Genomic DNA, 13,026 nt, shown 5'->3' with positions numbered 1-13,026 from the left:
ATTTTTGCTGCCGGCGTGCTTCGCCTCCTTTTCTTGATGCCTACCGGAGAACAAGCTGTAGTGCGAAAAGTCAGTTTGTGAATGAAAACTTAAATTACTGGAGTGAACTCTAGATTTAGCTTTTAATGAATTTTTTGTACATGATACCTTTCGATGTTCGTAATCTTACGAAATAGGTACCATTAACTAATTTATTAAGAGGAACGGATTTGTTATTTCCGGGTAAAGTCAGGAGAGTTCTTCCCTGCAAATCGATCACCTCGCAGGAAATGACAATTTCGTCAGAATTATTTGTAATAAATAATTCTGAATGAGATGGGTTTGGATATAATTTGAGTGATTGATTTTCCAGACTTTCCCTTTCGGTTACTGTTAGAGTATTTTCATAATACTCAATTTGAAAAGTCTCCAGACCAAATGTCCTTGGAATGACAATATCCAGGTCATGATCTCCATCCAGATCCACAAGAGCCGGGAGAAGTAGGTTGTTGTTATTACCCGATTCAGGAATTCCAAGAAGTGTATAATAAGGTTCAACAAACTGAGGTTTTTTATTACTCCCTGGTGAATTTTCGTAAAAATCCATTGGAAAGTTATTTTTAAATGATACGCTAAGCACATCAACATCATTATCATGGTCGATATCACCGCTTTCCAGGTACATGTCATATGGGTAAATGGGGTGTAATCCATATGGGTTTTCAAACCATCCGAGAAATCTTGGGCTAGTAGGCGTGCCCGTATTTTTAGCATATTTAAATACAGGGCGCTCGTCGTATTTTTCGGTGATATTTCTGGTGTGACCGGTGAGTAACAGATCGAGATCGCCATCGCCATCCAAATCTGCTAGATCGGGAATGAAAAAACTGCCAGGGATAAAGGCTCCAAGACCTAATGTTGAAGCATGGGTAATGGTAAAACTTGGGTTTAATGATGTTCCTGTATTTTGGTAATATAATATTTCCTGATTTCCAGTCAGGTCTACTTGTGCACAGACGATCATATCAAAAGCTCCATCGAGGTTGAGGTCACCGATATCAGCGAGCATATAGCTATTTTCCGGTACAGGGATCGGTTTTTGAAATGATTCTCGTGCACCAAAAATTGGGATGGTTGGGCTCCCCACATTGAGTTGCCGCTCCAGAATAAAATGTATGTTCTTCTCAGTGGTATATTCAACATCATCAACTGATTCAATACACAGGTGGAGGGCATCGAGATCCCCATCTTTATCCAGGTCAAAAAACATGATTTTAAATGTTGGCCTTTTGATGGGGCTGCTGCTTTCCGAATTGAGCGCTTCCAGATGAAATGGTGAGGTACCTCGATATTTGAACGGTTGGCTCTGACTGATTGCAGGTAACAGAAGGAAGCTTATGATGATCATGGTTCTCATAATCTGAATGTCTATCGGTACTGAAAAATGAAAATTCAGAGGGCAGTTTTATTTAAGAGCTTAATAGAGATAAGATTAGACGTTTTTCGATCTTCCAGTTTGGTGTTGACCTCTGCCTGGAAATAGCTGACATTGGTTTTTGGATCTTTTGAATCATTTGCCAGTATGGTAATTTCATAGTGATCCATATCATGGTCGTAATCTCCTTCAAATTCGATTAATGCATTTCCACTTGCATCTGTTGAAAGCGAAAAGTCTTTTTCCTGAGTTATAAAATATCGGCAAGTTCCATCACCAGCCCCTGATGCGTCGGTTTGGCCGCATTCATTCCAATCCGTTTTTACTTTGTGAACCTGTAGTGGAATTCCGGGTAATGCTTTATTAGTCTCTCTATCTGTAATTTTAACAATTACTGAATGGTGGATATATTGGTCAGAATAGAATGCGGGGTAGTCATCGCAATCGTAATCGCAATTTTTATCGTTGATGGCAAATGGGTAACAGGAGAAGCAGAAAATAATAGTAAGGAATATTATTATTGATGCAAATGACTTATTCATATGAAAGGTATTAATCCAATATCCCTGTATTCAATGCATTCACTTTTACCTTGTCAGTCGATAATCCAATCGGCAATTAAACACAAACAACAGGCAAGTGCTTAACGCTAATTCTTTAAGCCAGAACCTAATCTAATAAGGTCAATAAGTAATGTCAAGACTTTATGGTCACCTATATCAATGATGCAAATCATAATCTTGGGTCGGTGGTAAATATTGAAATCCTCAGACCATTTTCTGCAACTCCTCAAACCGCAGGTCTACTGTTGCTGCCAGTTCGTCCCGTAAGTCTTCCCCTTCCAGATGGCGCCGGGTGATTTTCTGTATCCGGTTGGCCAATTCATGATCATGGAGGACATCAGCGACCCAGCGCCGGAAGTCCTGTCTTTCTATATGATAATGGATGGTCTCCAGGGGTACTTCGCGTAACTTCCGGCTAAACTCCCATAAGTTGGCAGCGGAATTCACGCCATCATACCCTTCCGGCACGTGGAAGTAAAACTGTTTCGACTGCTGTACCGGAGCCCGCAGGTATTTGTTCAGGTGACGGATGTGCCGGACTATACGGCGCGTGTGCGTAAAATCAACGATTTCTGATTGATGATGCAAAGTCTCGTCCGAATGTTTGCAATACAAGTAGGTTTTACCCATGGGCAGGTTGGCTAACTTTTCCCGCATGCCTTTTTCTTTCAGAGCTGGCAGGTATGGACTAATGGCATCGTACTGCAAGTCGCCCTGCAATTTGGTCAGCAACCAGTGATCTACCTGCTCCAGCACTTTGGCATCCATGAGGTTTGGATTGAAGGTGATCAGCGCAATACCGCCATGGTGCATATGTTTCACAATCAGGTCCTTTATGGTGCCATTTTGCGGGCCACAGAAATAGTGGGCTTCATCCATGATGATCAACTGGGGTTTTCCCCGGCTCTCTTTAAGACTGAACAAGCCATGCAGGAGCTCTTCCACATATTCTATCTGGAAACTGAGTGGCTTGGAGGACATATCGAGGACGATACTGGTACTGGAGTATTCGAACAACGTGAGCAGGTCGGTTACTGCCGGCAATTTGGGGTCGTTTCTTCCCATGACGATGGCATGCGGGAATGCATTGATCCCATAATAATCGCCTTCCGGATCGATGACGCATATCTGGTATTCCTGCTCCAGCAATTTTTCAATGATCAGGCCGGCAATCCATGATTTCCCACTCCGGCTGTCCCCGGATATACACAGGTTACCATTCAACAATCGAAGTGGGTTCATAAATAGTTCTTCCTGACCCTGCCGGTGCCCGATTTGAATCCGCTGTTTGGCCCGGGGGTTATAGATTGGAATTTCATGATTCATCAGTTGCGTCAGAAACCCATTCACTCCGGTTCCATTGGGAGCACTCAGGATGATATCCGACATTTTTTTGATGTCTTCAGTGGCATTTTGTACCGCAACAGCCAATTCAGCCTGCTCAAACATACTCCGGTCGTTTTCGGCATCTCCGATCGATATCATATTATGGGCGGATAACCCCAGTTCATTCAGTGCAAACAACAGCCCGCTACCCTTGGTGGCTCCATGGGGCAAGACCATGATGGCACCTTTGTTGTATTCGGCGATGGCGGCAAAATTGGTCCTTCCCAGCACCTTCAAAACCGTTTTGTCGTGGGGCACCCGGGTTGCCATGATGGCTTTCCCAATCTCCAATGGTATGTTGCTGGCGAGCAACTGGTCCTTTACTTCTTTGGCTAACTGACCGAAAGGCATGACCAGCGTTTCATTGTCCGGGAAATAGACCAAAGCGCCGTTTTCGGCAACAATGGCCTTGCAGTATTCTTCAAAAGGGCCAATGGTTTTTAGGTCGTCAAAACAGCGACCGGTCACCAGCATCAGTTTAAAACCTTTGGCTTTTGCCTCAGCCAGTTTAACCCATGTTTGCGGATTTACCCGGTCGTCCTGGGCGATGGTCCCATCCAGGTCAAACGCTATGACATTGAGATACATGATTCTTTGTTTTGAATGACAGGCAACTGGTCCGCCACTTTGCGGATGTCCTCCTGATAAACAACTTCCTTCCGGATCAGCATCTCAGCGAGTTCATCGAGCTGATGCCGGTGTATGGTCAGGATGTCACTGGCCTTGGCATAGGCATCGCCGATCAGGTTCCGTACTTCACGATCGATGATTTCCGCTGTCTTTTCACTGTACGGTTTCACCAGGCTTTGCTCCGTGCGGCCGGTGGAATCGTAAAAACTTACATGACCCAATGCTTCACTTAAGCCATAATATACCACCATGCTGTAGGCTTGTTTGGTTGCTTTCTCCAGGTCATCAAGTGCATTGGAGGAGGTATCCCCGAAAACCAATTCTTCGGCGGCCCGTCCTCCCAGTGCCATACAGATCGTATCCGAAAATTCTTCCTGGGTGACGATCTGATGTTCCTCCGGCAGATACCAGGCAGCACCCAGCGACTTACCCCGCGGAATGATGGACACCTTGAGTGCAGGGGTGGCATGAGGTAAAAACCACCCGGTGATCACATGGCCGGCTTCATGATAGGCAATACGCCGTTTCTCTGCGGGACTGATTACCTTGCTTTTTTTCTCCAGACCGCCAATCACCCGGTCAATTGCCTGTATGAAATCCGGCTGACCAACAGCTTCTTTTTCCATCCGCGCTGCAATCAGGGCGGCCTCATTGCAGATATTCGCAATGTCAGCACCGGAAAAGCCAGGTGTCTGTGAGGCGAGCTGATCCACATCGACATCCGTTGCGGTGATCAGTGGTTTGACATGGACCTGAAAGATGGCTTTGCGTTCGTTGATGTTGGGCAATTCTAGTTGGATGTGACGGTCAAAACGTCCCGGCCGCAGCAATGCACTGTCCAGAATGTCGCCACGGTTCGTTGCCGCCAGCACGATGACGCCGGTACTGGTATCAAAGCCATCAAGTTCTGCAAGCAGCTGATTCAGCGTGCTGTCCCGCTCGTCATTGGATTGGAGCGAATAGGCCTTGCCCCGCATACGCCCGATGGTATCAATCTCATCAATAAAGACGATGGAAGGAGCCTTCGCTTTTGCCTTGGCAAACAAGTCCCGCATACGGGCAGCGCCCACGCCAACAAACATTTCAATGAATTCCGAGCCGGAGAGTGAAAAGAAAGGTACACCGGCCTCTCCGGCAACCGCTTTCGCCAGTAGGGTTTTGCCGGTCCCCGGAGGTCCAACCAGCAAGACACCTTTGGGGATTTTGGCTCCTAAACGGGTATAACTTGCCGGATTTTTTAAAAATTTCACGATCTCATAGATCTCCTCTTTGGCCTCTTCCATGCCTGCGACCTGTGCAAAGGTAATTTTGCTCTCCGTGCCGGTTTCGGTTACTCTTGCCTGGGATTGGCCAAATTTGAAAATATTGGTATTCATGTTTTGCATGCCGGACGTGGCACCCCGGAGCAATCCCGACCATAAGATCACAATCAGCAGAAATGGAAGGATCCATAACAGGATATTCCATCCCCAGTTGCTCTGTGTAACGTAGCTTACGGGAACGCGGTCGTTTGTGGGAATGCCTTGTTCCGCTTCACGAAGCTGGTCATAAAAGACTTCGTTGGAGCCAATGGTAAAATAGTAAAGGGGTACTTCAATGTTCTTGGGCAATTTTTTGGCTGCTGTCCCGTATTTCGGATCTTCAGACTTGGAGGGTTTGATGTAGACATTGACTTTTTGACCGTTGACCACCACGAGTTTTTCCACGTCATGCGGGATCAGCATGGTCTCAACAAAGTTGTTCCATGTCGTTTCCTCAGGGGCTCCATCTTTCTGAAACCAGAAGAACAGGAGTAGTGCCAGCGTTATGAATATGTAAATCAATGAAATCCTTCCGGGCTGCTTTGGACCTGGTCTCGGATCGGCTGTCGGGTTGATTTTCTCACTCATTGTATGAATGACTGATGAACGTTCAGTATGGAACTTCCTGGACACATTTGGTATCCATTCCAGTCAAATCCGGCCATGATTTATATCATTTACCCTGATTGTAAGAACCTTCTCATTCCGGATATGTAATCTTGTTATGAAACCATTTCCACACATGCCCGGAAAAGAATCCATTACCACTGAATTCACGTTGAAGTCGGTAGAGGAATTAACTACATGGCTGGAAACGGATCTTTTGAAGGGCCTCAGTGAAGAAGAAGTTTTAAAACGCCGGCATACCTTTGGGGCCAATATCCTGAAGAAAGGGAGCTCAAAGTCGGTGATCAGGATTCTTGCCGAGCAGTTTCTCAGCCCTATTGTGTGGATATTGGTTTTGGCCGCAGCGGCTTCGTTCGTTTTTGAAGAATGGGCGGAGGGAATAGCCGTCGCCGTGCTCATCGTCATCAATACCGTGATTGGTTTTTTAATGGAATGGCAGGCAGTGCGTTCAATGGATGCTCTGCGCAAATTAAGCCGTGCTTCGGTTCGGGTTCTTCGCGAAGGGCGCCTGTACACGCTTGATTCCATGGACCTTGTACCGGGAGATATCATGTTACTGGAAGCCGGAGATTTAGTGACGGCTGACGCGCGGGTCGTTCAGGTACTCCGTCTCCAGATCGAAGAAGCCATGTTGACGGGAGAATCTTATCCGGTTTATAAGCAATCGGAAGCCATGGAGAAAATAAGCTCTCTGGCGGATCAGAAAAATATGGTTTTTGCCGGGACAACGGTTGTACGCGGGCAGGGCAAAGCGCTGGTGGTGGCTACAGGTAGTCGCACAGAACTCGGTGGTATAACCCACATGGCCCAGGTGACCCAAAAGGGCATCACTCCGCTCGAGAAGCGCCTGAATAGTCTGACCAGGCAATTGATCTGGATCACCTTGATCATCGCAATTTTGGTTTTTGTCCTGGGGGTTATCCGTGGCAGGGACTGGCTTATGATGCTGGAGACGGGAATCGCTCTGGCTATTGCAGCTATTCCGGAGGGTTTGCCGGTGATCGCTACCATTACACTGGCCAGAGGGATGATCCTGATGGCGCGTAAAAATGTCATTGTGAAGTCCCTCGAAGCGGTTCAGACACTGGGAGAAACCAGTATCATCCTGACGGACAAGACGGGGACACTTACTGAAAATCAAATGCAGCTGACTACACTGGTCATACCAGAAAAACAGCGGCGGATCATCCGTTTTCAACCGGCAAAAAAAGCAGAGAATCGACAGATAGCATGGCTTCTCTCGGTAGGTTTGCTTGGAAATGATGCCAAATTCGAAAATGGGAAGTGGGGAGGAGACCCGCTGGATGTCGCGCTGATCTCAGCGGCCATAACCGAAGGCCTGGACCCTGTAGCTTTGTCACGGGAATTGCCGCGGGTACAGGAGGTGCCTTTTGATCCTGATTTAAAATGGATGGCAACAGTACACGAGGCCAATCCTGGCTATTTGATTTGTGTGAAAGGCGCCGCCGATGTGCTGTTACCCAGGTGCAATCAATTGGGAAGTGGAAAGGATACCATGGAGCCCTTTCTTCAGCGTGAGGCCTGGATGAACGAACACGATGACCTCGCAATGGAAGGGTACCGGCTGATCGCCCTGGCATGTTCCTGGCGGCATCAAATACCCGCGCCGGACGAAATGCTGGATGACCTGATATTTTTAGGCTTGGCAGCCTTCCAGGACCCGGCTCGCAAGGACATCCGGCAAGCCATCGAGGAATGCCGTCAGGCCGGGATTCGCATCGTAATGGTTACCGGCGACCACCCGGAGACAGCCGGCCACATAGCCCAGCAGGTTCATCTCGTCTCGCCGGGTGAAGCTTGCCTCAAGATGACCGGTAGTCACCTGAAGGATCCGGAGGCGGTGAGTAATGTTCAGCCTGCCTTATTGAACACCCAGGTTTTCGCCCGGATCAATCCGGCGCAGAAACTTGAACTGGTCAGGATCTTCCAGGAACATGGCTATGTGGTGGGCATGACCGGTGACGGGGTCAATGATGCGCTGGCATTGAAAAAAGCGGATGTGGGCATCGCCATGGGAATCCGGGGGACAGAAGCGGCCAGGGAGGCTGCCGATATCATCCTGAAAGATGATGCATTTACCTCAATCGTTGCCGCCATCCGCACTGGTCGGATCATTTTTGAAAACATCCGTCAGTTTGTCATCTACCTTTTGTCGTGTAACCTGAGTGAACTCCTGGTCATCGGAATTGCCATTGTAGGAGGGATGCCCTTACCTTTGCTTCCGCTACAGATCTTATTTTTAAATGTAGTGACCGATGTATTTCCTGCGCTCGCTCTGGGGATGAATAAAGGGCCGGGAAATATCATGCGCCTACCCCCGCGTAACCGGGCCGTTCCCATTATTACGCGCCAAGACTGGCAATCCATCGTTTTATACGCGCTGGCAATCGCCGTTTCTGTCATCGGCATGGAGGTTTTTAGCTTGTACATTCTTTCCGCTACGACCGCGAAGATTGTCAACTACACCTTTTACACCCTGATCTTTGCCCAGCTGTGGAATGTATTTAATTTACCGGGACGCGATGCTTCCTTCTGGAACAATCCGATCGTTCATAATCCTTTTATCTGGGCTGCATTTATTTTGTGCAGTTTACTGGTCGGTGGGGCTTTGATCGTAAGCCCAATCCGCGAAGTCCTGGCGCTCGATTACCTGTCTCCGGTTGGGTGGCTGTATGTACTGTCCTTCAGTATCCTTCCGGTAGGCATTATTCAGCTGTTCAAGCGTGTTTTCCGGGTTATCCTTTGACCAACTCATAGGAGTGATTCTGGTGGTGATTGATCCAGGTCATTGATTTTTACAATTAAATCATTGAAATTCTGAACCAGCAAGAGTAGATAGTTTGTAAACCACCAGCCATGAAAAAGATCATATTGTTAACCGATTTTTCCTGGGATGCCGACCATGCTATCGAATATGCGATGCAATGGTTTAGTTCCAGTTACAACTCCGGCCCGTTGGATTTTATCCTGGTCCATGTCGCGCCTGGAGTCCCTGCCATACCGACCTATCCATTTCTTACGTCCATGGTCTCATCCGATGACCTGTTGAAAGAGGAAACCGAACAGCTTCACGCCGTATGTGCACATTTTAGCACCAAATTCCCTCATTTCAAATTCCGTGAATTGCTCGTCATTGGTGAAGCGGCAAAATCCATTTGTACAACGATCCATCAGGAACATCCGGACCTGGTGGTGATGGGAACCAAGGGATTCACCGGACTCACCCGCATGATCATGGGCTCCACCGCCCTGGAGGTGATGAGGAAAGCACAATGCAAAATGTTGATCGTACCATCCGGTGCAACGCTGGATTTGCCTCGAAAGGTGGTCATTGGCGCAAACCATTTAGCTCCGGATCAATTACATGTTCTTAATCCGGTTAAAGACATGGTGGAAGCCTGGAACCCTGAGCTGGAAATGGTACGGGTTGTGACGCCCAGGGAACTCGATGACATCGTCGATGAGGTGGTGGTGAAACGTGTGGAACATTTTCTCAACTCCAAAAAACTGCATTTTACCACTCTGCAACATGTAAGTGCGGAAGATGGCCTCGAGGAATTTATTGAGTCGGAGAAAGCAAATTTACTGGTCCTTATCGGTCAGGAACGGGGTTACCTGCTGAATCTGATTCACCACAGCGTCAGCAAGGAGATGATCATCCATGCCCGTGTACCGGTTCTGATACTTCATGATCAGGATTGGGAAGAGTTGGGAGAACGCGCCGGCCATGATCATGAGCTTGAACAAAAGCTCGTCGGGCAGGAAGCCGGCACATTCATAGACTAAGCGTTTAGTTAATTCATGCTCGAAAAGTGGTTGGATTCTTCAAAAAAGAACTGTGGTTCGTTAAATGCCGGTTTGAGATCGTCCAGCCAGATCGCATCCGGATCGTAAGGTGCAAAGAAGGGCCTACCCACCCATTCAGGGTTTCTGCTCTGGATGAACCTTAAGTTGAAGTATTTCTGACCTCCAATCTGTACGACACCCAGGATTTGTACCTTGCCGGGCTCTGCGGACATGCTGGGGCCCCGACCGGTCCGCGCTAATCCACCTACCTGCTGATAAGCTTCGCGGTAGATACGGTGGCAGCGCTCGAGAGGCACGGCAAAATAGGATTGAGCGCCTGTGTCCCGGGCGATGAACATATAATAGGGTATGCAGCCGAGACTGACCTGTTTACGCCACATGTCCCGCCAAATGTGCGGGTGGTCGTTGATGTGCCTCATGATCGGCGACTGGGTGCGAATGACGGCACCAGTGTTCCGGATCCTCCGGATGGCTTTCTCTACGGCTGGTGTTTCCAACTCACGTACGTGGTTGAAGTGTGCCATGAACGAAAGGTGATAACCGTGTTTTACAACCCGCTCAAAAAGCCGCAGCATCTCATCAGCATCCGGATCGGTGAGAAATTTATAGGGCCAGTAACCGAGCACTTTAGAACCGATACGGATGTTGCGCAGGTTTGGAATTCGTTCGGACAATAGGGGTGCAAGGTAGGCCTCCATCCGTTTTGCACGCATGATCATCGGGTCTCCTCCGGTAAAGAGGACATCGGTTACTTTCGGATTGGCTTTGACGTAATCAGCCAGTGTGGATGATTCCTGCATGGCAAATTTTAATCCTTCCATGCCTACAAACTGCGGCCAGCGGAAACAAAAAGTGCAGTAAGCATGGCACGTTTGGCTCTGGCTTGGGAAAAACAAGACAGTTTCCCGGTATTTGTGTTGATCCCCTCGAGGCGGCTGTTCCTGAACATGGGTACGTTGTGTTCGAGTTGTCCTGCGGGGTGGGGGTTGAGGGTATGGCGAATGGAATTCACCAGCAGTTTCAATTCTCCTTTGGATACATTTGCTGCCAGCGCCTCTTCAACGGCTAGAAAGTCATGGGGTGCAAGCATGTCTTTTTGTGGGAAGGTCAATTGGAAGATGGGGTCATTGGGCAGATTAGACCAGTCGATCAGTTCTTCCAGGACGTAATTGTTGACTTTAAAGGGAAGGACTTGCCCTACGACGTTGATGTGATGCTTCTGCTCCTCAGTCACGTTCTGCTCGATCAGTGCGTTTTTTCGAAAATTAGCCAATGTAATGGCCTTGTACTTTGGCGGCGATTGCTGCATATTCAATGCTCTTTTTAACGGTAAAACAATTGTTTTTCCAGCAGCGGGCTGGAAAGGTAGCAGGCCATAACATGAACAGGTAATTCCGGTGGTGAGTGTAGTGCCGGAATCGTAAGATACGGTAAATTGGCGGGTCATCCTAATTGGGCAGCCGTCAAACCGGATAAAGGTTATTGCTCCGTGAGATAATAATTTGCATAATCTCACTACATTCCTTAACATTGGCGGTTGACAAAAAAATTCCGGATAGGATGATATCAATTGCGTTTCCAAAGTCAAAAATGGCCGCAAAAGGCCAGACTATTTTAGCGGCAGATGTCGGAGGTACGAAGACGAACTTGTCCCTTTTTACTGTCGTAGATGGCGAAATGCGTTTTATCCGGGAAGGGTCCTACCGTTCGTCACAGTATCCCTCTTTTGTAGATATCGTCAAGGTATTTCATGCCGGTGTGGCATTGCCTGACCGCATCTGTGTTGGATTTGCAGGCCCGGTGATCCGCGGAGAGGCGGAAGGCACTAATCTGGCCTGGGGTATCAGCTCCACCAAGGTTACCCAGGAATTGGGTATCAGGAAGGTATCCATTATCAATGACCTGGAAGCCAATGCCTATGGACTGGCGGCCTTGCAGGAACACGAAGTGCTGGTACTCAACGATGGAGATAAAGACCTTAAAGGAAATGCTGCCATTATTTCCCCGGGCACAGGACTTGGTGAGGCGGGATTGTTTTGGGATGGTAAAGGGCTTCATCCTTTCGCTACGGAAGGAGGCCATTGTGATTTCTATCCCCGTACGGAGATCGATGTGGAGCTTTTCCTCTACCTGCGCAGCACCTATGAACACATCAGCTGGGAGCGGCTGCTGTCGGGCGCCGGAATATTTACGATTTATAAATTCCTGCGGGACATCCGCAATCTGGATGAACCCCTGTGGATGTCCAGGAAGATGGCTCAGGAGGATCCTGCCCAGGTGATCAGCGAAGCAGCCATGAAGGAAGAGCATATCGCCCTGGAGACCTATCAGTTGTTCCTTCGCTACCTTGCTGAAGAATCGGCTAATCTTGCTCTGAAGATCAAATCGACCGGTGGCTTGTTCATTGGTGGCGGGATCGTACCCAAAATTCTTCCGATGTTGGATCAGCGGGTATTTTTAAGCCATTTTCTGCATAGCGGCCGGCTGAAAACACTCCTGGAAAAAGTACCTGTCTACGTCATCCTCAATGATAAAACAGCACTGTGGGGAGCGGCTTACTATGCGGCTTATTCCTGATGAATATTTTGAATCCGGATTTAATTCGTGGATCTAATCATACGATCAAAAATTCAATTGGCAAGCTGCTTTATTTCTTTTTTCCGAGATAAAACTGGAGCCCGACTTTAAATCCCAGATTAAGTTTACCAAACGCATTATCCGCATACAATTGAGTTTCCAGGCCGATGTGTTTATTGATGAAATACGTATGGCCAACCCCTAAACCAAGGTAAGGATCAACGCTCTTTGTGCGGGAATCCAGGTACTTACGATTGCTGTACAGAACGCCTGCATTCAGCTGAGTGAATAATGCAGCGTTTTCTTTCACTCCGAAATAATACCTCGCATACGGGGAAAGCATGTAATTGCTGCTTTTAAGATTGTTATTGATCGTGCCATTGATAAATCCATTTAAACCTAACGCCAGCTTGTTTCCAAAAAAATAGCCAATGTTGGGATTAAACTGGCCCGTCAGTGTGCCGGAAGAAAATCCTGAATGATATTGGAGATCCAGATTGCCACCAATCAGAAAATTACCTTTGGCTATCTGCGCTGTAAGTGAAGTGGTAAATAGCAAAAAAAATACTGTGCAAAAAATGATTGCATTTTTCATTGGTAGTTAATTAATGGTGAAAGAAAACCGGGGTTAAGTATTTTTTATTTCTAATCAATAAGTAAGTACCGATTATTTAACGAACCCAAAACCCGGGATGTGAAT

General features: G+C 47.6%; 8 protein-coding genes and 1 pseudogene. 3 read left to right on the top strand and 6 right to left on the bottom strand.

Going from position 1 to position 13,026, the window contains the following annotated elements:
• Positions 1–115: 115 nt before the first annotated feature.
• The 4 genes from H6570_13135 to H6570_13120 form a co-directional block, all read right to left on the bottom strand.
• Entirely contained in the window at positions 116–1,387 is a 1,272-nt protein-coding gene (locus H6570_13135) for a T9SS type A sorting domain-containing protein (protein ID MCB9320221.1), read from the bottom strand.
• Between the two features lie 44 nt (positions 1,388–1,431).
• Positions 1,432–1,956 (bottom strand): hypothetical protein, encoded by a 525-nt coding sequence (locus H6570_13130; protein ID MCB9320220.1) that lies wholly within the window; start codon positions 1,954–1,956, stop codon positions 1,432–1,434.
• Positions 1,957–2,181: 225 nt separating this feature from the next.
• Positions 2,182–3,951: an HAD family phosphatase gene (locus H6570_13125; protein ID MCB9320219.1), complete on the bottom strand. Its 1,770-nt coding sequence runs from the start codon at positions 3,949–3,951 to the stop codon at positions 2,182–2,184.
• The gene (locus H6570_13120; protein ID MCB9320218.1) at positions 3,933–5,882 is read right to left on the bottom strand and encodes an ATP-dependent metallopeptidase FtsH/Yme1/Tma family protein; all 1,950 of its coding nucleotides are present in this window, start codon (positions 5,880–5,882) and stop codon (positions 3,933–3,935) included. The genes H6570_13125 and H6570_13120 overlap by 19 nt, the downstream gene beginning before the upstream one ends.
• Before the next feature lie 154 nt (positions 5,883–6,036).
• Here H6570_13120 and H6570_13115 point away from each other — a divergent pair, with 154 nt between their 5' ends.
• Together H6570_13115 and H6570_13110 are read left to right on the top strand one after the other, a co-directional pair.
• The gene (locus H6570_13115; protein ID MCB9320217.1) at positions 6,037–8,688 is read left to right on the top strand and encodes a cation-transporting P-type ATPase; all 2,652 of its coding nucleotides are present in this window, start codon (positions 6,037–6,039) and stop codon (positions 8,686–8,688) included.
• 110 nt (positions 8,689–8,798) lie between these two features.
• Entirely contained in the window at positions 8,799–9,728 is a 930-nt protein-coding gene (locus H6570_13110) for a universal stress protein (protein ID MCB9320216.1), read from the top strand.
• 8 nt (positions 9,729–9,736) lie between these two features.
• Here H6570_13110 and H6570_13105 read toward each other — a convergent pair.
• Positions 9,737–11,058 (bottom strand): annotated as a pseudogene (locus H6570_13105) (lysine 2,3-aminomutase).
• Positions 11,059–11,309: 251 nt separating this feature from the next.
• Between H6570_13105 and glk the strand changes: the two are divergent.
• Positions 11,310–12,326: a glucokinase gene (gene glk, locus H6570_13100; GenBank protein MCB9320215.1), complete on the top strand. Its 1,017-nt coding sequence runs from the start codon at positions 11,310–11,312 to the stop codon at positions 12,324–12,326.
• Positions 12,327–12,396: 70 nt separating this feature from the next.
• On the opposite strand, the gene H6570_13095 is transcribed toward glk, so the two are convergent.
• A complete protein-coding gene (locus tag H6570_13095) occupies positions 12,397–12,921 on the bottom strand; it encodes a hypothetical protein (protein ID MCB9320214.1) in 525 nt (174 codons plus the stop codon).
• Between the last annotated feature and the right edge of the window lie 105 nt (positions 12,922–13,026).

It is taken from the genome of Lewinellaceae bacterium (assembly GCA_020636135.1).
Lineage (GTDB): Bacteria > Bacteroidota > Bacteroidia > Chitinophagales > Saprospiraceae > JAGQXC01.
This window is presented reverse-complemented; position numbering and strand designations above follow the sequence as displayed.